Origin of the sequence: Pseudomonas putida, from assembly GCF_001636055.1 — a bacterium.
GTDB classification, from domain to species: Bacteria; Pseudomonadota; Gammaproteobacteria; order Pseudomonadales; family Pseudomonadaceae; genus Aquipseudomonas; species Aquipseudomonas machongensis.
In genome coordinates, this window is record NZ_CP011789.1 from 2,666,046 (window position 1) to 2,688,806 (window position 22,761).

General features: G+C 61.8%; 26 protein-coding genes, 1 tRNA gene and 2 pseudogenes. 8 read left to right on the plus strand and 21 right to left on the minus strand.

All coding sequences use genetic code 11. The annotated features are described in order from the left end of the window. Positions 1-60: 60 nt before the first annotated feature. The 8 genes from AB688_RS11935 to AB688_RS11970 form a co-directional block, all read right to left on the minus strand. Entirely contained in the window at positions 61-1,020 is a 960-nt protein-coding gene (locus AB688_RS11935) for a glutathione S-transferase family protein (protein WP_063544269.1), read from the minus strand. Between the two features lie 98 nt (positions 1,021-1,118). Then, the gene (locus AB688_RS11940) at positions 1,119-2,117 is read right to left on the minus strand and encodes a glycosyl transferase family protein (protein WP_063544270.1); all 999 of its coding nucleotides are present in this window, start codon (positions 2,115-2,117) and stop codon (positions 1,119-1,121) included. An 8-nt stretch (positions 2,118-2,125) separates the two neighbouring features. Next, on the minus strand, positions 2,126-2,461 hold the full coding sequence (locus tag AB688_RS11945) for a TusE/DsrC/DsvC family sulfur relay protein (RefSeq protein WP_054892321.1): 336 nt from the start codon (positions 2,459-2,461) through the stop codon (positions 2,126-2,128). Further along, positions 2,458-2,754, minus strand: a complete 297-nt coding sequence (gene tusB / locus AB688_RS11950; RefSeq protein ID WP_063544271.1) for a sulfurtransferase complex subunit TusB — start codon at positions 2,752-2,754, stop codon at positions 2,458-2,460. The genes AB688_RS11945 and tusB overlap by 4 nt, the downstream gene beginning before the upstream one ends. Beyond that, a complete protein-coding gene (tusC, locus tag AB688_RS11955; protein ID WP_063544273.1) occupies positions 2,754-3,113 on the minus strand; it encodes a sulfurtransferase complex subunit TusC in 360 nt (119 codons plus the stop codon). Before tusC ends, tusB begins: the two co-directional genes overlap by 1 nt. A 1-nt stretch (position 3,114) precedes the next feature. Continuing rightward, the gene (tusD, locus tag AB688_RS11960; RefSeq protein ID WP_054892318.1) at positions 3,115-3,507 is read right to left on the minus strand and encodes a sulfurtransferase complex subunit TusD; all 393 of its coding nucleotides are present in this window, start codon (positions 3,505-3,507) and stop codon (positions 3,115-3,117) included. A gap of 86 nt (positions 3,508-3,593) precedes the next feature. Further along, entirely contained in the window at positions 3,594-4,973 is a 1,380-nt protein-coding gene (locus AB688_RS11965; RefSeq protein WP_063544275.1) for a nucleobase:cation symporter-2 family protein, read from the minus strand. Positions 4,974-5,157: 184 nt separating this feature from the next. Beyond that, on the minus strand, positions 5,158-5,829 hold the full coding sequence (locus AB688_RS11970; protein WP_063544277.1) for a Bax inhibitor-1/YccA family protein: 672 nt from the start codon (positions 5,827-5,829) through the stop codon (positions 5,158-5,160). A gap of 124 nt (positions 5,830-5,953) precedes the next feature. On the opposite strand from AB688_RS11970, the gene AB688_RS11975 reads away from it, so the two are divergent. Continuing rightward, positions 5,954-6,041: transfer RNA gene (locus tag AB688_RS11975), tRNA-Ser, on the plus strand. Positions 6,042-6,533: 492 nt separating this feature from the next. On the opposite strand, the pseudogene AB688_RS27505 reads toward AB688_RS11975, so the two are convergent. The 10 genes and pseudogenes from AB688_RS27505 to AB688_RS12020 form a co-directional block, all read right to left on the minus strand. Further along, a pseudogene (locus tag AB688_RS27505) lies at positions 6,534-6,755 on the minus strand (methyl-accepting chemotaxis protein); the annotation flags it as partial. Positions 6,756-6,851: 96 nt separating this feature from the next. After that, a pseudogene (locus AB688_RS27330) lies at positions 6,852-7,817 on the minus strand (PAS domain-containing protein); the annotation flags it as partial. A gap of 14 nt (positions 7,818-7,831) precedes the next feature. Further along, the gene (locus AB688_RS11985) at positions 7,832-9,088 is read right to left on the minus strand and encodes a GTP-binding protein (RefSeq protein WP_063544281.1); all 1,257 of its coding nucleotides are present in this window, start codon (positions 9,086-9,088) and stop codon (positions 7,832-7,834) included. After that, positions 9,085-9,747, minus strand: coding sequence for a nitrile hydratase subunit beta (nthB, locus tag AB688_RS11990; protein WP_063544283.1), 663 nt, complete (start codon positions 9,745-9,747; stop codon positions 9,085-9,087). The genes AB688_RS11985 and nthB overlap by 4 nt, the downstream gene beginning before the upstream one ends. A gap of 39 nt (positions 9,748-9,786) precedes the next feature. Beyond that, positions 9,787-10,368 (minus strand): nitrile hydratase subunit alpha, encoded by a 582-nt coding sequence (gene nthA, locus AB688_RS11995; protein ID WP_063544285.1) that lies wholly within the window; start codon positions 10,366-10,368, stop codon positions 9,787-9,789. A gap of 87 nt (positions 10,369-10,455) precedes the next feature. Next, positions 10,456-11,970: an amidase gene (locus tag AB688_RS12000; RefSeq protein WP_063544287.1), complete on the minus strand. Its 1,515-nt coding sequence runs from the start codon at positions 11,968-11,970 to the stop codon at positions 10,456-10,458. 189 nt (positions 11,971-12,159) lie between these two features. Beyond that, positions 12,160-12,684, minus strand: coding sequence for a group I truncated hemoglobin (locus tag AB688_RS12005; protein WP_063544289.1), 525 nt, complete (start codon positions 12,682-12,684; stop codon positions 12,160-12,162). A 36-nt stretch (positions 12,685-12,720) separates the two neighbouring features. Further along, on the minus strand, positions 12,721-13,587 hold the full coding sequence (locus AB688_RS12010; RefSeq protein WP_063544291.1) for a transporter: 867 nt from the start codon (positions 13,585-13,587) through the stop codon (positions 12,721-12,723). A 92-nt stretch (positions 13,588-13,679) separates the two neighbouring features. Next, on the minus strand, positions 13,680-14,738 hold the full coding sequence (locus AB688_RS12015) for a phenylacetaldoxime dehydratase family protein (RefSeq protein ID WP_063544293.1): 1,059 nt from the start codon (positions 14,736-14,738) through the stop codon (positions 13,680-13,682). Next, on the minus strand, positions 14,738-14,920 hold the full coding sequence (locus tag AB688_RS12020; RefSeq protein WP_063544295.1) for a hypothetical protein: 183 nt from the start codon (positions 14,918-14,920) through the stop codon (positions 14,738-14,740). Before AB688_RS12020 ends, AB688_RS12015 begins: the two co-directional genes overlap by 1 nt. A 339-nt stretch (positions 14,921-15,259) precedes the next feature. Between AB688_RS12020 and AB688_RS12025 the strand changes: the two genes are divergently transcribed. Continuing rightward, the gene (locus AB688_RS12025) at positions 15,260-16,201 is read left to right on the plus strand and encodes a helix-turn-helix domain-containing protein (protein WP_063544297.1); all 942 of its coding nucleotides are present in this window, start codon (positions 15,260-15,262) and stop codon (positions 16,199-16,201) included. A 623-nt stretch (positions 16,202-16,824) separates the two neighbouring features. Here AB688_RS12025 and AB688_RS27155 read toward each other — a convergent pair. Both AB688_RS27155 and AB688_RS12030 read right to left on the minus strand, forming a co-directional pair. Next, a complete protein-coding gene (locus tag AB688_RS27155; protein ID WP_081255224.1) occupies positions 16,825-17,061 on the minus strand; it encodes a hypothetical protein in 237 nt (78 codons plus the stop codon). A gap of 115 nt (positions 17,062-17,176) precedes the next feature. Further along, complete coding sequence (locus AB688_RS12030; protein ID WP_063544299.1) at positions 17,177-18,589, minus strand: PLP-dependent aminotransferase family protein; 1,413 nt, start codon at positions 18,587-18,589, stop codon at positions 17,177-17,179. A gap of 126 nt (positions 18,590-18,715) precedes the next feature. Here AB688_RS12030 and AB688_RS12035 point away from each other — a divergent pair, with 126 nt between their 5' ends. Beyond that, positions 18,716-19,147 carry a cupin domain-containing protein gene (locus tag AB688_RS12035; RefSeq protein WP_063544301.1) on the plus strand — a complete coding sequence of 144 codons (432 nt, stop codon included), beginning with the start codon at positions 18,716-18,718 and terminating at the stop codon, positions 19,145-19,147. A 1-nt stretch (position 19,148) separates the two neighbouring features. Continuing rightward, the gene (locus AB688_RS12040) at positions 19,149-19,610 is read left to right on the plus strand and encodes a carboxymuconolactone decarboxylase family protein (RefSeq protein ID WP_063544303.1); all 462 of its coding nucleotides are present in this window, start codon (positions 19,149-19,151) and stop codon (positions 19,608-19,610) included. A gap of 237 nt (positions 19,611-19,847) precedes the next feature. Here AB688_RS12040 and AB688_RS12045 read toward each other — a convergent pair whose 3' ends face one another. Continuing rightward, positions 19,848-20,879 carry an alpha/beta fold hydrolase gene (locus tag AB688_RS12045; protein ID WP_419555263.1) on the minus strand — a complete coding sequence of 344 codons (1,032 nt, stop codon included), beginning with the start codon at positions 20,877-20,879 and terminating at the stop codon, positions 19,848-19,850. Positions 20,880-21,131: 252 nt separating this feature from the next. On the opposite strand from AB688_RS12045, the gene AB688_RS12050 reads away from it, so the two are divergent. From AB688_RS12050 to AB688_RS12060, 4 genes are all read left to right on the plus strand, one after another. Next, complete coding sequence (locus tag AB688_RS12050; RefSeq protein ID WP_063544307.1) at positions 21,132-21,623, plus strand: GNAT family N-acetyltransferase; 492 nt, start codon at positions 21,132-21,134, stop codon at positions 21,621-21,623. A 42-nt stretch (positions 21,624-21,665) separates the two neighbouring features. Continuing rightward, positions 21,666-22,019: an SH3 domain-containing protein gene (locus AB688_RS12055; protein ID WP_063544309.1), complete on the plus strand. Its 354-nt coding sequence runs from the start codon at positions 21,666-21,668 to the stop codon at positions 22,017-22,019. A 98-nt stretch (positions 22,020-22,117) separates the two neighbouring features. Continuing rightward, complete coding sequence (locus tag AB688_RS26790) at positions 22,118-22,279, plus strand: hypothetical protein (protein ID WP_155738203.1); 162 nt, start codon at positions 22,118-22,120, stop codon at positions 22,277-22,279. Positions 22,280-22,498: 219 nt separating this feature from the next. Continuing rightward, positions 22,499-22,693 carry a hypothetical protein gene (locus tag AB688_RS12060; RefSeq protein ID WP_063544312.1) on the plus strand — a complete coding sequence of 65 codons (195 nt, stop codon included), beginning with the start codon at positions 22,499-22,501 and terminating at the stop codon, positions 22,691-22,693. The last annotated feature ends 68 nt before the right edge of the window (positions 22,694-22,761 follow it).

Genomic DNA, 22,761 nt, shown 5'->3' on the forward strand with positions numbered 1-22,761 from the left:
GCTTTAAACCTGTGGGAGCGGGCTTGCCCGCGAATGGGCTGCGAAGCAGCCCCAGCGATTTCAACCCTGCCATATTCCCTTGCCCGCCAACCGCTCACGGTCATGGGGCAGCGTGAAGTCCTGCAACGGCCCCTTGGGCACGATGCCGTTCGGGTTGATGGTCTTGTGGCTCATGTAGTAGTGCTTCTGGATATGCTCCATATTCACCGTCTGCGCCACCCCCGGCCACTGATAAAGCTCGCGTAGCCAGTTGGAGAGGTTCGGGTAGTCCGCCAGTCGTCGCAGGTTGCACTTGAAATGCCCGTGATACACAGCATCGAAGCGCACCAGCGTGGTGAACAGCCTTACATCCGCCTCGGTCAGGTATTCGCCGGCCAGGTAGCGCTGGGTGTCGAGCAGCGCCTCCAGGTGATCCAGCTCATTGAACACCTCATCGAACGCTGCCTCGTACGCCTCCTGGGTGGTGGCGAAGCCTGCGCGATAAACGCCGTTGTTCACCGCCGGGTAAATGCGTTCGTTGAGTGCATCGATAGTCGCGCGCAGTGGTTCGGGATAGAGGTCCAGGCGGTTGCCGGTCAACTCATCGAACGCGCTGTTGAGGATGCGGATGATTTCCGCTGATTCGTTGTTGACGATGCGCTTCTCTTGCTTGTCCCACAGCACCGGTACCGTCACCCGGCCAGTGTAGTGCGGATCATCCAAGGTATAGCGTTGATGCAGGTACTGGAGGGCGTCGAGATGATCGCCGGTCGAGCCTTGTGCGGTGTCGAAGGTCCAACCATGCTCGCCCATCAGCCAGCTCACTACAGATACGTCGATCAGTGGCTCCAGGCCCTTGAGTGCGCGGAGGATCAGGGTGCGGTGCGCCCATGGGCAGGCCAGCGAAACATACAGGTGGTAACGGCCTGCTTCGGCCGCAGGTAGCGCATTTCGGCGCTGGGCGTTTTCGCGGCGGAAGGCGCCATCCTTGCTGTTCTGGTACCACTGGTCATGCCAGCGGCCGTCGATCAAAAGGCCCATGTGGAGCTCCAATTACCAAGTCGTTTGTCGTTGGAGCTCAGTCTAGGGCATACCGTTCGAATAAATAGCGCAAATATCGCCAGCCATTGATCGAGTGATTAGATGTTTCGGTTTGACCAGAACGTACGCGCGGTGCTGAACGCCAGTTCGCGATCCTGGCCCAGACCGCGCAGCGCCAGGGCCATGGTCGCGACTACTGCCAGCTCGCCATAGCTGTCCTGCGCCGCGCCGCGCCATACCGCCAACAGATGCTCAGGCTCAAGCGTTGCCGGCTTGACGTGGCGTTGTGCGCTCAGCGCGGGCCATTCTTCGTCCCAGGCCTCGCTGCCGGTAGTGCCGTACAAGTGATTGACGACATCGGGGTTCACCTCGATCTCGCCGCCATCACCTTTGATCACCAGGGCGTGATCGCCGAGCAGGCGGCTGGCTTCGCGGTGCACGGCCTGGTAGCCGGGGTGGAAGATGCTTTGCAGGCCGCAGCGGGCGCCGAGCGGGTTGAGCACGCGGGCCAGGGAGTGGATCGGCGAGCGCAGGCCCAAGGTGTTGCGCAGATCGATCATCCGCTGCAACTGCGGCGCCCAGTCCTGCAACGGGAAGAAGGCCAGTTGCTGCTGATCCAGGCTGCTGGCGACCGCTTGCCAGTCACGGCACAGGGGGATATCCAACAGGGTGAGCAATTGTTCGGTGTACAGGCGCCCGGCCGTGTGGGCGCCGCCGCCATGCATGAGAATGCGCACGCCGTTGCCAGCCAGGCACTTGGCGGCCAGCAGGTACCAGGGCAGGTGGCGCTTCTTGCCGGCATAGCTTGGCCAGTCGATATCCACGGCGATCGATGGTGCTTGCAGGTGGCTGCGCAGGGCTTCGGTGAAACCAGCCAGTTCCTCGGCACTTTCCTCCTTGTGCCGCAGCAGCATCAGGAAGGCGCCCAGTTGGGTGTCTTCGACTTTCCCTTCGAGCAGCAGTGTCATCGCCGCGCGCGCTTCCTCGCGGGTCAAGCCCCGTGCCCCTCGCTTGCCCTTGCCAAGAATGCGCACGAATTCGGCGAAGGGGTGTTCGGCCGGGGTTTCCAGCGTCAGGGGGCTTGGGCTGTCGGTCATTGGCTCGGTCATATGCAGTTGGTCGGCTTGGGCAGGCCCGCCAGCTTGGCGGCCAGTTTGGCGGGGGTGCCGTTGAACAGACGATTCAGGTGCGGGCTGTTGCCCTTGTCCGGGCCCAGCTTCAGGGCGGTGTACTTGATCAGCGGACGAGTCGCTGGCGAAAGTTGATATTCGTCGTAGAACTGACGCAGCAGTTCGAGGACTTCCCAGTGGTCCGGGGTCAAGGCGATCGCTTCACGGGCGGCCAGGGCTTGGGCGACCTCGTGGGACCAGTCCTGCAAGTCGACCAGGAAGCCGTCCTTGTCTAGGGCGATCGAGCGATCGCCGACAGTCAGGTTGCTCATAGCCAGGTGTTGACCTTGTCGTAGTGCAGCGAGAGCTCGACGAAGGCGGGATAGTCCACGGCCTTTGCCAACTCGCTGGGGATTGCGCGGGCCAGTAGGTCTTCTTCGAGGGCGAACAGGCGTTGCTCCAGGCCAGCAGCCTGCAACACCCGGTAAGGTTCGCTGCCAGGCTTGAGGGCGTAGGTTGCATCGCCGCACAGCAGCAGCGCGTCCTGGGTGCCCAGCAAACGCAGGCAACTGGCCAGGCGGTCGTCGCCGAAGGGCGAATGGCTGATTACATGCAGGGTCGTCATCAGAGGGTCACCACCTGGTCGAAACGGGCGATCAGTGCGCGCAGCGCTGCATCGTCGAGAACCTGCACCGGCAGTTCCAGCGTGCTGCTATCCAGCCCGCGTTGCTGGAGGCTATGCGCGCAGGCGAACAGTTCCTCGACCCCGAACATCGGGAGCGCCTGCAGGTTGGCGGCAAGGTTCTTCTGCTGCAGCAGCACCGGTTGCTGGTCGTTGGCGAGCTGGAAGACACCGTCGTCGAGAAACAGCATGCCCAGCGGCAGGTCGAAGGCGCCACCGGCAAGCGCGATATCCAGCGCTTCGCGGGCGGATGGCCCATTCCAAGGCGCCTGACGGCTGATGATCAACAAGGATCTGGCCATTTCAATCGCCTCCGAAGCAGACCAGGCGGTCTGCTGTTTGCGCAGCTTCGTGCAGTTGCCCAAGGCCGGACAGTTCCCAGGGTTTGGGCAGGTTCACGGCAGGGCGCTGGTAACGGTTGGCTTCGGCCTCGTCGAGCACGCCCCGGCGCAATGCTGCGGCGATACAGACCACGGCATCGAGCTGATGGTCGCTGATGAAGCTGCGCCATTGCGCCGCCACATCCTGTTCATCCTGCGGCGCGACGACGTTGGCCGAGGCGCTGTGCACCCCATCCTGATAGAAGAACAGTCGGGTAATCTCGTGTCCGCCGGCCAGGGCCGCCTCGGCGAAGCGCAGCGCGCGGCGCGAGGAGGGCGCATGGGCCGGAGAAAACACCGCGATGGCGAATTTCATGGAAGGCTCGTGCAAAGAAATGCCGTCATGATAAAGCAAAAAGCCCGCACCTGTAGGCGCGGGCTTTTGTCTGCCTGCAACGGTGGTCAGGCGCGTTCCTGGCTCTCTGGCAGGAACCAGTTCAGCACCAGGGCGCAGATGCCGCCGGTGGCAACGCCCGACTCCAGTACGTTACGCAGCGCCGCCGGCATGTGCGCCAGGAACTCCGGCACCTGCGCCACGCCCAGCCCCAGGGCCAGCGACACGGCGATGATCAGCAGCGCCCGACGGTCCAGGCGGGTGCTGGCCAGGATATTGATCCCTGATGCCGCTACCGCACCGAACATCACCATCGCAGCGCCACCCAGTACAGGCTCCGGCACGGCCTGGATCACCCCGGCTACGCTCGGGAAAAGCCCCAGCAGTACCAGCATGAGCGCGATCCAGACACCGATATGACGGCTGGCGATGCCCGTCAGCTGGATCACCCCATTGTTCTGCGCAAAGATCGAGCTGGGGAAGGTGTTGAACAGGCCCGCCAGCAGCGAGTTGGCACCATTGACCAGCACCCCGCCCTTGATCCGTTGCATCCACACTGGCCCCTCGACCGGCTGGCGCGACACTTTGCTGGTGGCTGTCACATCGCCGATGGCTTCCAGCGAGGTCACCAGGTAGATCACCAGCATCGGAATGAACAGCGCCCAGGAGAAGCCCAGGCCGAAGTGCAGCGGGACCGGCACCTGGAACAGCGCGGCCTCGTGCATGCCAGTGAAGTCCAGGCGCCCCAGGTAGCCTGCCAGCGCATAGCCCACCGCCAGCGCGATGACGATGGCGCAACTGCGCATCCAAACCACCGGAATCCGGTTGAGGACCACGATGATCGCCAGCACCACGCCCGACAGCAGCAGGTTCTCGCCATTGGCGAAGGTGCCGTTGCCCATGGCCGCGAAGCCACCGCCCATGCTGATCAGGCCAACCTTGATCAGGGTGAGGCCGATCATCAGCACCACGATGCCTGTCACCAGCGGGGTGATCAGTCGCTTGATGAATGGCAGGATGCGCGAAACGCCCATCTCCACGAACGAGCCGGCGATCACGACCCCGAAGATCGCCGCCATCACGCCTTCGACTGGTGTGCCCTGCTTGACCATCAGCGCGCCACCGGCAATCAGCGGCCCGACGAAGTTGAAGCTGGTGCCCTGGACGATCAGCAATCCCGCGCCGAATGGCCCGAAGCGCTTGCACTGGACGAAGGTGGCGATGCCCGAGATCACCAACGACATCGACACGATCAGGTTGGTGTCCCGCGGCGAAACACCCAGCGCCTGGCAGATCAGCAGGCCAGGCGTGACGATCGGCACGATGATCGCCAACAAGTGCTGCAGTGCCGCCAACAGGCCGATCAGTGGCCGCGGCTTGTCCTCGAGGCCAAGGACCAGTTCGTTGGCAGGCGCCGTCGCGCCCGGCTCGTGTTCGAGTGAACTCATGGGAAACCGCCCCGAAGAAAAAAGGAGCGCATTCTACGGGGCCCGACGGCGAAGGGGTAGAGGTACGTTCTGGCTGGGCTGCTCTTTGTTTCTTTGTGGCCGGGAGGGCGTGCAACCCTAAAAGCATCCGCCCACAAAAAAGCCCGCCGAAGCGGGCTTTCCTGAATCGTCCAATCGCTAGCGATCAGTCGTCACGACCCATGATGCCGAACAGTTGCAGCAGGCTGACGAACAGGTTGTAGATCGAGACATACAGGCTGATGGTCGCCATGATGTAGTTGCGCTCGCCGCCGTGGATGATGGCGCTGGTCTGGAACAGGATGCAGACCGACGAGAACAGCACCAAGCCAGCGCTGATCGCCAGTTGCAGGCCGCTGATCTGGAAGAAGAAGCTCGCGACCACGGCACCCAGCAACACGAAGAAGCCCGCGGTGATGAAGCCGCTGAGGAAGCTCATGTCGCGGCGGGTGATCAGCACGTAGGCCGACAGGCCACCGAATACCAGTGCGGTCATGGCGAAGGCCGAGCTGACCACTTCAGCGCCACCGGCCATGCCGAGGTAGCGGTTGAGGATCGGGCCGAGGATGAAGCCCATGAAGCCGGTGAGGGCGAAGGTAGAAACCAGGCCCCAGACCGAATCACGCAGCTTGGCGGTGAGGAAGAACAGCCCGTAGAAGCCGATCAGCACCACGAAGATGTTCGGGTAACCGACGCGCATCTGTTGAGCGACGAAAGCCATCACGCCGCTGAAGGCAAGCGTGAGCGCCAGCAGGCTGTACGTGTTGCGCAGGACCTTGCTGACCTCCTGCTGCTCGACCTGCTGGCCGTGTTGTACGGCGTAATCCTGTTCGCGCATGGCGACACTCCTGTGGGTTTGAAACGTTCAGATGCAAAGATCATAACAGAGCCTCTGCAACGGGCGACAGAGAGAGTTTGACAGCGTGTTTCATTACGGTATGATTGCCGCCGCAAAACAAGCTGGAAGCGTGGCCGAGTGGTTTAAGGCAACGGTCTTGAAAACCGTCGATGGGCAACTATCCTAGAGTTCGAATCTCTACGCTTCCGCCACTAATTCTCATTAAAGCCCTGATTTTTCGGGGCTTTTTTGTGCCTAAGCGTTTTTGGTCCCCCATCTGGTCCCCATTATTAGCGTCGCTTTCACTGGTTTACTGTGGATTGTGATGGACGTGCTGCCTAATGACTCACGTTAGGAAGGGGCGATCTATCGAAGGCAGCGTAGGTGGGAGATATGCTTGGCTATTGCTAGCAGCTATCGACCTGGCGCCTAAACATTGGGGCCGCTTCGCGTCCCGTCGCCGACAAGCGCGGCCCCAAAAGTTGGTGGCGTAGGTCTGGAGTCTGGTGACATTCCTGAGCATTACGACCCTGAATCCCACCTTTTCCAGACTTTCTCACAGCTTTCACACTGTTGGTGCTGAACACAGCATCAGCGTAGGTGTCGAGCCATTACACTTGCCTCTGAAAAGGTGCATTGGTGGCCTTCCACCCGAGCGCTTCCTGGCTGAACATGTAACGCGGCGCTTGCGCGGGTCAGCTGTCGATCATCTGCGCGGCTTGCTGAGTTGCCTGACTTGTACGGGTTGCGAGTTTGCGCACCTCGTCGGCTACCACCGCAAAACCGCGCCCGGCTTCGCCTGCACGGGCGGCTTCGATGGCGGCGTTCAAGGCCAGCAGGTTGGTCTGGCTGGCGATGCCCTGGATGGTGGCGACGATGTGGGTCAATTTGCCTAAGGTTTCCTGCATCACCTGATGCTGTTGCGCTTGTGCCTCGCGGATGGTGCTTTCCTCATGCCGAGCATGAATATCAGTTATAGCCCCGACTACCCGCAACGGCGCGCCGTCCGCAGCCCTGCGGGTTTGCCCGCGACCGCGGAACCACCGGTAGGCGCCGTTTTGGTGACGAAGCCGGTACTCGACATCGAACGGGGTGTTGCCGCTGCGATCGTCGACATGGGCGACAAACGCCGCGATGGCGCGGGCACTGTCGTCGGGGTGCAGGCGTGAGGTCCAGCTTTCCAGGGTGTTGGGGAATTCTTCGACGGTGGTGCAGCCGAGCAGCCGGCGCATCTGCGACGACCACCAGATGGTGTTGCTCGGGTTAGCCGGGTCCCCGGCGACGACTTCGATGTCCCACAGGCCGTCGTGGAGCATCTCGCGGGAAATGTCAAAACGCTCGGCGGCCAGCTCCAGCTCCTGAATGTGCAGCTGTTGCTCATGGATGTCCCGCAGCGTACCCGCTGTGGCGATGGCAACGCCGTTGCCGTCACGCAGCGAATTGCCGCTGACCCGGCACCAGCGATAATCGCCGCCGGCGGTGAATTTCATGCGCAGGTCCAGCTCAAACCGTGTGCGGCCGCTGCGGTCGGCGAGGTGCCGGGCCAGTGCTTGCTGATGGGCGTGGCGATCAGCCGGATGCAGCTGGTCGTGCCACTGACCCAGCTCGGGCAGATGCGGTGCATGGATCGAGGCGGAGCCCGTCCAGTGCATCGCGCACGTTGGCGCAGGCGTGCCTGTGGCAGTCAGATGCAGTTGCCAGAACAACGCATCCGCACCTTTGGTGACCAGCGTCCAGCGCGCTTGCGACTGCTGCGCACATTCGTCGCGGTCAGCCAGGTGCTGTTGCAGTTGGCTCACCTGCGCGGCGAGTTCGCGAGCTTGCTCTTTGAGCGTGCGCCGCTCCTGCAGCAGCTGCTCGACGCCGGTGAGGATGCGCCGCAGCAGCGGGTTGCGCGACGACAGCGGCGTACTCGGCTGGTCGGGCTGGTCGAGGCGGTCGGCGAGGGGGGTCAGTATCCAGCGACTGGTGCGATTAAAAAACAGCATGGCTACATCTCCAACTAGATAGCGGCAGCAGCCGGTAATACCTGCGCCTGGCTGGTCGACAAGGCGAGGCTGTCAAAGCTGCTCGCCCAAGGCAGTGCTGGCCAGGCCGATGGCCCGGTAGCGATTTCGTCTGCGCTCAACAGGCAGTGATCGAGCTCGCGTTGTAACGTTGCGGTATCTAGGTCCTGGCCAATGAACACCAACTCTTGCCGGCAATCGCCGACGACGCTGTCCCACTTGGCCATGATCCCCTGCAGGCGGTACTTGTCCTGCGGCCACTGCGACGGGTCGATGAAGTGCCACCAATGGCCGACGTAGTCCCACTGGAACTGCTTGCCGCTTTGCACCAGCAGGCCGATTTCACGGTGGCGGCTGGCGAGCCAGAAGTAGCCTTTGCTGCGCAGCAGGCGGCCGTTGCTCCACGGGCGGGAGAGAAATTCGAGCAGGCGTTGCGGGTGAAACGGGGCGCGCTCGCGATAGACCCACGAGGTCACGCCGTAGGTGTCCGACTCGGCGGTCGGAGTGTCGTCGGCGTCCATCTGCTTCATCCAACCGGGCGCGACCGCCAGGCTGGGCAGGTCGAACAGCTGGGTGCCGAGGATGCTTGACAGTTCCACATTGCCAGCCACCACCGGCAGAATCTGTGCCCGGGGATTGAGCCCGGCCAGCACCGCTCGCAGCGTCTGGTATTGCGCGTCCTCTATCAGGTCACACTTGTTCACCAGAATAACGTTGGCGTACTCGACCTGCTCGATCAGCAGGTCAGCCAACGGGCGCCGCGGCGCCGCGGCGTCGGCGCGCTCGACGGTTTCCGGCGAGTCGAGCAACGCCTGAAACTGGCTGGCATCAACCACGGTGACCAAGGTGTCCAGCCGCGCCAGTTCGCTGAGGCTGAAACCTTCGGTGTCGAGAAAGGCAAAGGTCTCGGCCACCGGCATCGGCTCGGAGATCCCGGTGCACTCGATCAGCAGATAATCAAAACGCTGCTGGCGCGCCAGCGCGCTTACCTGCTCGAGCAGGTCGGCGCGCAGGGTGCAGCAGATGCAGCCGTTGCTCATCTCGATCAACTCGTCCTGGCCACGGTGCAGCGTTACATCACGCTGCACCTCGGCGGCGTCGATGTTGACCTCGCTCATGTCGTTGACGATCACCGCCACTTTCAAACCCTGGCGATTGCGCAGGATATGGTTGAGCAGGGTAGTCTTGCCCGCGCCGAGGAAGCCGGAAAGGACCGTCACCGGCAGTCGGCCTGCCTGGGCGCCGGCAGTCATGCGTGCACCGCTTGCGGGCTGTCGACCTTGTCCAGATAGCTCTCGAACAGGTCGACCACCACCAGGCCATCGTCGGCGGCATCGCCCCACAGGTCTTTTACCCGGAACTCGACGTGGTAAGTCGGTTGATGCGCTGCGCTGCGGTCGCCGTGGCCAATCGCATCCGGGAACGGCCACTGCGCAGTGGTGCGGTGCAGCACCACGCCTTGCTTGCCGCGCACATAGGCCGGCATGCGCACATGCCCGGCCACGTATTCATCACGCACGATGACCCGGTCGCCGACTTCAAATGGCGGGCGCCCGGTGATCGCCTCACGACCTTGGGCATGGGCCGGGTTGGCCAGCTTGAAGTGCGAGCCGAGGGCCTCATCCAGTTCGCCCTGGGTGATGACGCCGGTCTCGACCAGCAGGGTGGCGGTCGCGATGACATAGCGCTCGTAATACTCGGTGCCGACATGCTGGCGCACATCGATACGCTCCACGGCATGACGGATTTCGTCGACGCTGAACTTGCCCATGTGGTCGGCGCCAATGAACATCAGGCTATAGGCCAGGTGCTCCCAGTCCTGCTTGAACACCTGCTTGTAGCTGAGGCTGTTGATGCGGTGGGGCACTTTGCCAAAGCCCTGGAAACCGCCGAGATCGTGAAAGCCATCCATTTTGAACACTCCGCAAGGGTAAGGGGTTGGGCGTGTTGCTCAGCCAACACACGGCAGGGCGACGCCGATCAGCACGTCCTTGGTGACCAGTTGGCGTAGCTGCTCTTCGCTCATGTGCTCGGAGCCCGCTGGCCGCAGTGGCAGCACCAGGTAACGGCTTTCAGCGCTGGTGTCCCAGACCTTGATCACCACGTGTTCCGGCAACTCGGTGCCCAGCTCGCGCAATACCGTGCGCCCCTCCCGTACCAGCCGCGCGCGGAATTCGAAGCCCTTGTACCACTCGGGCGGCAGGCCCAGCACCGGCCAGTTGGTGCACGAACACAGGCTGCAGACGATCACGTTTTTCAGCGTTGGGGTGTCTTCCAGGGCAACGATGTATTCGCCCTGCGGCCCAGTGAAACCGAACTGCGCGCAGGCGGCGGTGCCGTCCTTGAGCAGCAGCTCGCGGAAGGCCGGATCGACCCAGGCCTTGGCGACAATGCGCGCGCCGTTGTCCGGGCTCCAGCCGTGTTCCATCAGCTGGGTGAGCTGCTCGATATAGCCTTCGGGGATCAGGTCCTTGTTCTTGAGCACTGCGTACAGTGCCCGCGCCCGCTCACCCGGGGTTGATGTTGCCGTCATGGGATTACTCCTCTCGTTCAGCGCGGTTGTTGAATGATGTTGCTGTTCTAGTTGTTGTGTTGCCGGGGCGTAGCGGCTGGCGCTTGCTTACAGCGTGCGCCAGTCCACCGCACCTTCGAATGCCGCAGCCGCTTGGTAAATGGTGCCCTCGGCGTAATGCTTGCCGACCAGCATCAGCCCAACGGGCAAGCCGTCGACCAAACCGCAGGGGATGGACATGGCCGGGTGGCCGGTGATGTCCTGGGCGGCGGTATTACCTAGCATTTCCAATGCCCGCGAGACGTTATCGGTGATCGAGCAATCTGCCTTCGGCAGCGGCTGGGCGATGATCGGCACGGTCGGCATCACCAGCAGGTCGTATTGCTCCAGCGCCTTGTCGTAACCGGCGCGGGCGAAGCGGGCGATGTTCTGCGCCTTGGCGTAGTAACGGCCGTGGTAGTGGTCGAGGCCAAACTGGCCGACCAGCATGCATAACTTGAGCGAAGGCGAGAGGGCGTCGGCCTGGGTGCGCCAGCTGACTTGTTTGTCGAGCAGGCCGACGTCGTACAGGCCCTTCCAGTTAAAGCCTGCACCGTTGCCGTGCATCATCTGCATGGTCAGGCCTTCGCAGCCGATCGGGCCCCACAACGCGCCGGCCAGGGCGTGCTCGGGCACCGAGACTTCCTCGACCAGCGCACCCAACGCTTCAAACTGAGTGATGGCGCTGCGCACCGACTTGGCAACCCGCGGGTCGAGGTTGGCCAGCTCGAAGCCTTGCTGAAGGATGCCGATACGCAGGCCATCCACGCCACGATCAAGGTAGTGGCTGTAAGCGTCGATTTCAGGCGCGCCCTGGCGTGGATCGAGCCCATCGGCGCCAGCCATCACTTCCAGCATCAGAGCGTTGTCGCGCACGTTGTTGGTCATCGGGCCGAGATGGTCGAAGGTCGCCTCGACCGCCATCACCCCGGTATACGGCACCAGGCCGAAGGTCGGCTTCAGGCCATAAATGCCGCACCACGCCGCAGGAATACGCGCCGAGCCGCCTTGATCGCCGCCCACTGCCAGGTCGACTTCGCCAGCCGCCACCAGCGCCGCACTGCCCGACGACGAGCCACCGGTGCTGAAGCCCGGACGCAGTGGGTTGTGCACCGGGGCCGGGTCTGAAGTATGGCTCGCGCCAGACAGGCAGTAGTGCTCGCAGGTGGCCTTGCCGAGGATGGTCACCCCGGCGTCGAGCAAACGGGTCACCACGGTGGCATCGAACGCTGGCAAATGGCCAGCCAGCGGCGCGGCGCCATTCATCATTGGCACACCGGCCAGGGAGATGTTGTCTTTCAGGGCAACGGTTTTACCGAGCAGCTTCCCAGAGCTGGCGCCCATCACCTCGGTGCGGTAGTACCAGGCGTTCAGAGGGTTTTCGAGGCTGGACGGGCGATAACCGGAGGTGCGCTCGTAGCGCACCAGCGGGGTGAAGTCGGGCAGCTCGTCGACCAGGTCGTAGGCGTCCAGGCTGGGCTGCATAAGCGCCAGGTATTCGCTGGCTTGCTCGGGGGTCAGTTGCAGATGCAGGCGAGTGGCGAGGGCCTGCAGTTGTTCGAGCGTCGGGCGGGTGATGGCCATGGTGTGTCCTGTTTCCGATGCCAGGCCTCAGGGCCTGGCAAATGGCTATGCGAAAGGCCCGCCGTGGCTGGGCTTGCTACTAAGCTAGCGCCAGCATGCGGGCGACACTTGGTTGAGCAGGACAGTCGCTTGGTTGAGAAGGACTACCTTGCGCCAGGTGCTGGGCCCCATCTAAGTGGCCGAGCGGTGTTACGACTCAAGCCTGGGTACCGCTGCCTGTGCTGCCGCTTCATCGCGCGCGGGCCAGACCACGCCAACGCTCTTCATGCCCTTGGCCGGGTCCATTTCAGGGTTGGCCAGCACCACGTCGCGGTAGGACGGGCTGCCGATCACCGCCGGCTTGAACTTGACCAAAAAGTCGTTGACCTCTTTGCGCAGCTCCGGCGCCAGGTTGTAGTCGTTGTAGCATTCCTCCAGGCAGTCCAGCGTGGCTTGCCAGTGCACCTCGGTCAGGCCCATGCCACGGTGGGCGGTGACCATGTCGCGGCCGCGGTACTTGGCGCTGCCGCCCCAGTGCTGGGAGAGGAAGTCGACAAAGTTGATGTGCTCTTTCTGAAAGGTCGACTCGGACATATGCGCCCAGATATGCCCAATCGCCGGGTGGGCCATGGTCTTGCGCAATACCGCACCGGCAAACTGGTAGATCACGTCGTAGCCGCCCAGGCGGGTGTACAGCGAAGGTTGTTGTTCGGTGGATGCGTTTTGGTCAGTCATGTGAATGCTCCATTTCGGCCGAGGTTATGTAGGCGGTTAAAAGACCCGGACATACCTGAGGTTCAGACGGAAGTTCTCTTTCGGTCCATTTTCTACCGCGAGGTCACGCCCCAGTTGCATCTGCAGCTGGTCCTGAGCGGTAAAGAACTTGGTGGCGGTGACGCGGAAGTTGGTGGTCTCGCCGCGGTCATCCTGGGAAATGCCATCAATTTTGTTTTCACCACCCCAGGTGTGGCCAAAACCAAGGGCAAGGGACGTGCCCGGGTCGATGATGTAGCGCCCCATCAACTGCGCTGCGTAGGACATGTCCTGTTCACGGCGAACCGAGTTGGCACCGAAGTCGTCGTTGTCGCCGTACCAGATCGCATCACCGACCACGTCGACCGCCCACTTCTCGTCGAAGTGCTTGATGTACGCTGCCTGCAAGTCGACCTTCCAGCGGTTTTCGCCCAGGTTGAGCGCGTCTTTGCGGTCGTAGTTACCGGTCGGGGCGATCAAATAAACTGTGGCGCCAACGGTGTCGTTGGCCTCATTCAAGCGGTACTTGAGCGGCGCGGTCAGGATGAGGTCGCCGATACCGCTGGTGCTGCCCAGCGCCGAGGCGTCACCGCCGCTGGAAACGTGGCCGAACGGCAGTAAAAACTGCGGCTCGATGGTCAGCCGGTCGGTCAGTTTATAAACGTGGAGCAAACGCAGGATGCCAACGTCGGAGGTCAGGTTGAAGTCCGAACTGGCCTTGTGGCCCTGGGCGTAGGCACTGTCGGTAGTGGAGTGCTGGTAATACACCACTCCGATGGTTTTATCCGCCGGCAGCACTTCGTAATCCCCCGGCGAAACTTCAACTGCCTGCACAGACAGGCACGGCGCGGCCGCTGCGAGCATCAGGTAACGGAGCTGTTTCATGGACCAAGTCCTTATCGTGAGCCCAAACGCGGGCAAAAAGAGCCCCGCTGCCGTAGTAACGGCAGGTGCAGGGCTAAACGTGGAGTCTTTTGTTAGTTGGTGCTTACTTGCGCGTCACGCAACATGCCCGTGTGCGGGTGGCAGTTGATGTACTCGAACACCTGGCTGCTTGCATCGGACACCGACACCTCGTGGTACAGGCGTAACTTCTGCAGCCCCGCCGCCACTCGGAAGAACGTGACGAAGATGCGCAAATGAGTCGGGTGTGATTCCGCCCAGCGTTCGAGTTTTTCCACCGAGCGCCAGTGGCCGATGTTATAACTCATGTCGAGAAAGTTGCCGTCGGCATCGATATTGCGCACGAAGCGATTGCTGTAACAGCCCAACGGCTGGCCGTTGTCGCGCAAGAAGTCCATGCCGTCCTGCAAGGTCGGCAAGATCTCATCCAGGTACAACGAACGCTCCGCCGCCTCCGCCGCGGCCCAATCCTGGCCCGAACGAATCAAGGCGATATTGTCGTGGCCAACCACCACCACCCGGCCGCCCTTGGCCGGGTCGCCAGACACCACCCGCAGTTCGCCGTCAGGGCTCATCCAGTCGGTTTGCGACACCGGAAAACGGTCGCGCATCGAGCCCCAGTAACCGTGCTCTTCGATCTCGCCACTGGTCTTGTCCATGACCGCGCCAACGCCCGGCAAGTCGCTTTGAAACGCATACAACGTCTCGAACTGCTCCGCCCGCGGTGCAGAGATCTCGCGGTAATAACCCAGCCCATCATTCAAACGCTGCGGCGAACTCCACCAGCCCTCCACCCCGGCCGAGCGCACCCAGCGGCAATAGGCGCCGGCGTCCTTCCAGTAGCCGACGATCATCAGGTTGTCGTAGCCGCTGTTGTCGGTGTGGTGGGTCAGGTCGTGAGTCAGCGGGCCGTCGGCCAGGCTGAAGCTGGCAACGATGTCACGCATCGCCTGCAAGGCTTGCTCGCGCTGGCCGTCACCTTTGTATTGCACGCCCAGGTAAGCCATCACCACCTGAGTCAACTGCTCATCAGCACGGCCCACCCACATCGGAAAGGGCGGCTGGTAGTCATCAGGCACCCGGCGCGATAACGTGCGCGGGCACTTGAGGTGTTTGTCGATTGCAGACTCCATCACAGGCTCCTTGTTGTTCTAGGTTCAGGCACACGCTCAGTTTCAAAGCAGGCATTCGCCAGCCGGGCCCGCACTGCACAGGCCCCCCATTCGAGCAGCCACGACAAGAACTCCTCGGGCGCCAGGTCACGCATGTGCAGCCACCTGAACTCATCGGCCACTTGCTGTTGTTTGAATTGCATGGGCTCACCTCATCGGCATGGGTTGCTGAGTTGCCGTAAGGTCAAAGTTAGGCACGACTGACCAGCCCCGCTTTGTTCGCAAGGACAACCGTTTGGTTGGAAAAGACAGCGCCAAAACACCCGTCGGAGCACGAACCAAGAGGGTGCGGCGCACTACGCAAAACCGGACTTTTGCCCTGAAATGGGGAGGGGAGTTGATGCTGTCGACAGCCATACGTTTGCGCAATCCCGCGGTAGACACTTTCGCGCCAACGCCAGCCGCTGGCGTATTTATTGCCTGTATCACCCACGGTAACAATCACCGTTTTCCCCCGTTGTTGCATCAAGGTGAGCGCCATCATGGCTGAGACCAACCATTATTCCACCCTTGCCGTTTCGCCCGCTCGCCGCTTTGATTACTGGCGAGAAGTGGTCTGCCGCCATTGCCTGTCGGCAGACAGTAAACCCTCGTCGCAGAGCGATTTCGAAGGTGTGCTACAGGTCAACGGAATTGGCCCTCTGGACATCACCACCCTGTCGTCGCCGCTGCACCACTGGGTGCGCTCCGAGAAGCATTTGCGCAGCGACCCGGCCGACGATATATGGCTCGGTTTCACCCTCAACGGCCACGGCGAAATTGAACAAGACACCCGCAAAGCTGGCCTCAGCGCTGGCAATTTGTTTCTTTACGACGCAACCCAACCGTTCCGCTTCAGCCTCGGTGGTACCGAAAACCATCTGATCCGCATCCCCCGCTCACTGCTTGCCCAACGCCTGCCCCGCATTGGCGACTTTACCGCGTTGGTGCTGGACGAAGCCCGCCCCGGCGTTATCCCGCTGCGGCAGATGATCGGCCAGGCGGTCAGTTCAGTAGCGCTGTTACAGGATGAAGGGATCTCCCGGCGCTATTGCAACACCATCACTGATCTACTGGTGCTTAGCCTGGAGCTACAGGACCTGAAGACTATTCATCAAGAGCTTGATCTTTATGGGCGGATCATGAATTACATTCAGCGACATTTGACGGAGCCTGAACTGTCGCTTGAGTCGATTGCTGTGGCGCATCACGTGTCGACACGGACGGTGACACGGGCGTTTGCCCGGCACCAGAAGTCACCGGTCGCCGAGATCTGGAAGGAGCGGCTGAACGCTAGCCGGACGGCGATTGAGTGTGGCCAGGTAAGGAGTGTTTCCCAGGCGGCGCTGGAGTTTGGCTTCTCCGATTTTTCACATTTCAGTCATGCGTTCCGGAAGGCATTTGGGGTGGCGCCACATACCTTGTTGCGGGGGAGTGGGGTTTGAGGATTGCAGATGTGAGAGGCGAGACGTCGATGGCTTTTTTTTGTACAGGTCGGGCGCTTCACTCCCTGTGTATTTGCAAGGTTCAGTCGCAGTGCGTATGTAGGCGTCGCTGAGTTTGCGCATGGTTCCCTATAGGTGATCTGTAGCGGTCTACTAACTCCGGTCCCCCAGTTGGTCCCCCACTCGCAGCCTGGAAACAGGCGGAACTGGGCGGAATCTAGAAGACTGTGGCAATATTCAAACTACCCCGAATAGGCTGCTATAAAGCGGCCGGGTGTCGGGTTTTGGATGCCGGTGGTCGGGAGTGGAAATACACTTCTAATGACTACACTTCCGCTATATTCAAAGCCCTGATTATTCAGGGCTTTTTGCGTTTCTGGGGTAGAAAAAACTTTCCGACGCGCTTCCGACACGTTACTTGTTCGGCAGGTTTCACCAAGAGCCCGCTAGGTGGCGCCCCCAGCACGTTATCTGTTCTTTGGTTTGCCCCAGCAGCAGTTGCATGTTCCAGATCGATGGATGTCCGAAGCTGCGGCTGATCAGTAAATTTATACACGTGGCGAAGCTTGGAGTGGCTACGCGAGAGCCGCTGCGCCGGAGCCTCGCGGTCAGTCAGTGCATTTCTACCCTTCAGGCAAGCTCACACCACATATGAAGTCATCCGATCCTAGACGGTGCGCTCCATACTCCACGACGTAGCCATCTCCCCGACGTTGCGCCTCCATCCTGGCGGTATTTCTGTCGGCGAAGACGTCGACAAAGTGCCAGGGATGTCGATCCCTCAGCACTCCCCAGCCAAGCACCCAGCCCTCGTTGTGAGGATCGGGTGGAAGATTTTTTGCCAAGCTGCGTAGGGTCATGACTTCTCCTTGAAGTGGCCGTGTGACAACGCCAAGGCCCTTCGTGAACGCTGCAGTTGATCTTGCCAGTGTAGACGGCTGATGGCCAGGGCCAGGGTCAATAGCCCACCCCCCATCACCCCTCCACAAACCGCCCAACAATCTCATCCAGCCGATCACAGCACCGCTCCAGCTCTCGCCCCGAGCTGGTCGCAATACCAAGCAGAATCCCGCTGCTGGCCCGCGCCTGGTCCAGATACCACGGCGACAATGCCCCAGGCGACATGCCGAACATCGACGCTTCTCTGACAATACTCACATCCGGCGTCTCAGCCGGCAGTCGCAGCAGTACCGCCAGCCCGGCGGTGCAAATGTCGGCGCCCAGTGGCCTTTCTTTCAAGGCGCTGAGCAGTTCGTCACGCTGGCTGCGGTATAGGCGTTTCGCCCGGCGAAGATGGCGCAGGTAATGCCCCTGCTGCATGAATTCCGCGGTGGCCAGTTGCACGGCGGGACCTGGCGCGGGGCTCAGGCAGGCGGCGACTTCGCCGAGCCTGGGGGCCAGTGCCGGTGGGGCGATGAGGAAGCCCAGGCGCAGCGCGGGGCTGATGGTCTTGCTGAAGGAGCCGATGTGCACCACACGGCCATTGCGGTCCAGGGAGGCGAGGGCGGGTGCTGCCCTGGACTCCAGTTGCAGCTCGCTGAGGTAGTCGTCTTCGATGATCCAGGCGTTGTTCTGCGCGGCCCAGTCGAGCAGGTTCAGGCGTCTGGGCAGGGACATCGTGACGCCCAGTGGAGCGTGCTGTCCGGGGGTGACCAGGGCGACGGCGGCATCCGGCGCCAGGCGTCGGCCTTGTTCGACGTCCATCCCCGATGCGTCCACCGGGACGGGAACCGGCACCAGCCCGGCGAGCTCCAGGCCTTTTCGGGAGAACGGAAAGCCGGGGTCTTCGATCCAGGCCTTGCGGCCGCCGATGCCCAGCGTCTGCAGAAGCAGGCCGAGCCCGCCGGCAAAACCACTGGTGATGATCACCTGTGAGGGCAGGCACTCGATGCCTCGGGCGATGGCCACATAGGCGGCCACCACCCGACGCAGTTCCAGTTCGCCCCGCGGGTCGGGGTACTGGATCGAGCCGCGCATCTCCGAGCGCATGGCATGTGAGCGGATTTGGCTGAACAGCCTCGCTGGCGAGCTTTCATGGGCCGGAACACCGAGCTGGAAGATTGCGGGGCCTGCGGTGAACTCGCGGTACAACTCCATGAACGGAGTTTCGCGCGGGGGTGTTTCTTCGCGCGCGGGGAGTGCTGGCCGGTCGCAGACGCGTGTGCCTTCCGCCCGTGAGGCGACCACGAGCTGGGCATCCACGAGCATCTCGTAGGCGGCGCGCACGGTGCCGCGCGATACGCCCAACTGGGCGGCGAGGTCCAGCCAGGAGGGGAGGCGTGCGCCAGGCTTGAGTACGCCGGATTCGATCGCGGCACCGATGCTGGCGCGGATCTGCTCGGTCAAGGGTGTTTTTGCAGCGCGGTCGATGCTGACGTTGAGCGGCATGAGTATTTAGGCCTGGACGCGACGAGGTAGCCGCTTGGTACATATAAAAAAGGTGTTTTTGGTGCTTTTTAATGTACCAGATAGCACCGAGACTGACGTTGTCATTCATTCCACGAGGAACTCTTGATGAAGCGTTTTTCGCTCACGGCTACCCTTTTTGCCGGCGTCCTGTTGGGCGCTTCGCTGACGGCCCAGGCGCATGGTGTCGGCGAGGTAGTGACGCCCAACTTCGAACATGCCATTCCCAACATTCCAGGCAAATCGCTGGTGGCGGTCGAGGTGGACTATGCGCCGGGGGCACAGTCGCCTTCGCATGTGCATGCCCAATCTGCATTCATCTACGCCTATGTCGTATCGGGGGCCATCGAGTCCCAGGTCGATGATGGCCCCAAGCAGGTCTTCAAGGCCGGTGAAAGCTGGTACGAGAATCCCGGCGCGCGTCATACCGTGAGCCGCAACGCCAGCAAGACAGCGCCTGCGAAGTTGCTCGCGGTCTTCATTGTCGATAGCGATGACAAAGCCCTCACCACACCTGTCGCACACGCCGGGGAGAAGTAAGATGACCAACCGACTCGATTACAACCAACTGGCACCCGGTGGGGCAAAGGCCCTGGGAGGGGTCTACGCCTATGTCATGCAGAGCGGCCTCGATGCAACGCTGGTAGAACTGGTCTACCTGCGGGTCTCGCAGATCAACAACTGCGCCTATTGCCTGGACATGCATACCCGCGACCTGATCAAGAAAGGCCAGAAGATCGAGAAGATCGCTCTGGTCCAGGCCTGGGCAGAAGCGGGCGATCTGTTCGATGCGCGCGAGCGGGCGGCACTTGCCTGGGCCGAGCAGGTCACGCGAGTGGCGCAGACCGGTGTGCCGGATGACGCCTATGCGGCAGCCCGCCTGGTGTTTGCCGAGCGCGAGCTGATCGACCTGACGATCGCCATCAGCTTGATGAACGCATACAACCGTATGGCCATCAGTTTCCGCAACACGCCCAAGGCCGTCGGGGAGTTGGCGCGATGAAGGTGCTGATTGCCGGGCGCCAGACTCGGTGCCCCCAGGACAGGCGTTGGCCAGTTTTGGCAGGAGGCGCTGTTCTATCATGCGGCGATCCGGGGGGGCGTCCAATGCCCAGGCCAAAGCACTGCTGGGATTCCGACCTGCAACAGGCCGTTGACCTTTATTGTCCTGATGACCTGTTGTCCTGCGCACAAAGCCCCGGCACGCCAGGGCTTTTGTTTGTGGATGAGCCAGGGCCGGTCAAAGGTGGTCGGCGTCCACCACTGCCTGTGCGAAGGCAGCAGGTGCCTCCTGCGGTGGGTTATGGCCAATCCCGCCGGTCAGCAGGCGATGCTCGTACTTCCCGGTAAAACGTTGCCGATAGGCGTCTGCCGGCGGATGCGGTGCGCCGTTGGCGTCACCTTCGAGGGTGATGGTCGGTACCGTGATTGCGGGGAACCTGGCCAGTTTCGCTTCCAGCGGGTCGTATTGAGTCTCGCCCTGCGCCAGGCCCAGGCGCCAGCGGTAGTTGTTGACTGTGATCGCCACCTGGTCAGGGTTGTCCAGCGCCTTGGCACTGCGATCGAAGGTGGCATCGTCGAATGCCCACTTAGGCGAGGCGAGCTGCCAGATCAGCTTGGCGAAATCATGGCGATTCTTTTCATACCCGGCACGGCCGCGCTCGGTGGCGAAGTAGAACTGGTACCACCATTGCAGCTCGGCACTGGGCGGCAGCGGGGCCTTGGCGGCCTCCTGGCTGCTGATGAGATAGCCGCTGACCGAGACCAGTGCCTTGACCCGTTCGGGCCACAGGGCCGAGACGATGTCGGCGCTGCGCGCACCCCAGTCGAAGCCGGCGAGCACGGCCTTTTGCACGTGCAGGGCGTCCATGAAGGCGATCACATCGCTGGCCAGGGCCGAGGGTTGAGCGTTGCGAGGTGTCTTGTCGGAGAGGAAGCGGGTGTCGCCGTAGCCGCGAACATAGGGCACCAGGACGCGATAACCCTTGGCAGCGAGCAGGGGCGTCACGCTTTCGAAGCTGTGGATGTCATAGGGCCAGCCGTGCAGCAGGATGACTACGGGACCGTCGGCGGGGCCCTGTTCGACGTAGGCGACATCCAGCACGCCGGCCTTGATGTGCTTGAGCGGGCCAAAGGTGTCGTGAGCGGTTTGCGTGCTTGGGGCGGCAGGCATTGGGTCGGCGGCGAAGGCTGCGCCTGTGGCAACGAGGCTCAGCGGCATCAGTACGGCGGCGAGCAGAGCGGGGTATCTGAAACGGTGAGGGCTGGACATGGACATTTCCTTGGCTTGGCCGTGGGGCGGGGGTGGCAACCAGTAAAATGTCGGGGTGTATCAAGGATGTGTCTGATGACGTTGGGTGTGGTTTTCCTACGTATCTGCGCTGGGTTTTGATACGTAAACATACAAAAGCGGGGGGCACAGGTAATGCTCGGTTAAGCAGGGTGTGATGTGTGATCGCGGTGCGAAGCTGAGCCGCTGCGGTTAGGATGTCGTCCTCTGCTTATCGAGACACGGACCTGCCCCATGAATACGCCTGTTTTCCGCCCCGCCACGCCTTCGGATGTGGACCGCTGCTATCACATCGAAACCACCGCCTACGAGGGCGACGAAGCGGCCACGCGGGAGAAGATTGCCACGCGCATCGCCCAGTACCCGGAGGGTTTCCTGGTGCTGGAACAGGACGGTCAAGTGGTGGGTTTCATCAACAGTGGTTGTGCCCACGAGGTGGTGATGTCCGATGAGGCGTTCAAGGAACTGGTGGGGCACGATGCCCAGGCGCCCAATGTGGTGATCATGTCGGTGGTGGTCGATCCGGCGTTTCAGGGGCGCGGTTTCGCCGGGCAACTGATGACGCGCTTCATCACGCAGATGCGTGAACGTGGCAAGGCGACCATTCACCTGATGTGCAAAGACCAGCATGTAGGGTTGTACGAAAAGATGGGATACGAGTACGTGAAACCTTCCAGCTCCGATCACGGTGGCATGGCTTGGCATGAAATGGTCATGAGCCTCTGAGCGACTGCCAGGACTGATTCTTCTATAGCCAGGGAGCGGCATATGAAATACGTGGTGATCGAAAGCCATCGCAGTGAATACCCCCGACCCATCAGCTTCGCCCGAGGGACGTTGTTGCAGATCGGGCAGCGTTACGAGGGCGAGGAAGACTGGCAGGACTGGTACCTGTGCAGTTGTGAGGGGCAAGAGCCAGGCTGGGTACCGGGGCAACTGATCGAGCGGCTCGGTGTTGGCCAGGGGCGGGCACTGGAGTCGTACTCGGCCTATGAGCTGGACGCTGATCCCGGACAGGTGATGGTGGGGCTGCGGCGTTTGAACGGCTGGCTCTGGTGTCGGCACCAGCGCAACGGTGAACTGGGGTGGTTGCCGTTGGAAAAGTTGCGACAGATGGACTGAACGACCAATCTGATATGCTTTTTTTCCAGCAACCTGAATCTGTAACCGTATCAGCCAAGGCCTGACAATGCCCCTCAAGCCCAGCCGTACGAAGCGGTATGCGCTGGGCAAGCGCGGCTGCACCGTATCCCTGGCGGGCAGCTCTGCCGTTCAGTCCCTACTTTGTCGAGGTTCCAATGGGCAAGCTTGCGTTGTTCCTGGGTGGTTTCCTGATGCTGACGATCCTGATCGGCTTGCTGGGTACCATCCCGCCGGGCTGAAATGCCCGTCCAACTTTCCCGAGCCCGTCTACCCGTGAGACGGGCTCGATGCGTTTTACCTCCTGCTACGCCTCTCATCGACTTTCCGTCGGCTTCTTGTTGATATTTATTCTTGTTTGATGACCGCTCGTGTAATCTCCCGCGGCCGTTTTCGGCCCCTGAGCGTGGGGGTGTCTGGAGTTTTGGCTTGACGGCAGCCCACCTGTCTCGGAGTCGTACATGGAAAGCAAGAAGGGCACTGCAGCGATGCTGGAGTGGCGGGAGCGGTTCGTTGGCACAGGTATCGCCAGCGAACGGGATTACGAGCAGGCACTGGTCTGTGCCGAACAACTCGAGCAGGCCGGGGCGATCAACGTTGGCGAGTGGATCGAATTGGTCAAGCTGGCCAATGCTGCACTGGTGCGTGTGCGATAAGTCGTTATCTGGCCTCGGAATTCTGTCCACAAAAAACGTGGGTAGGTCTGTGGATAAAACGCTACAAG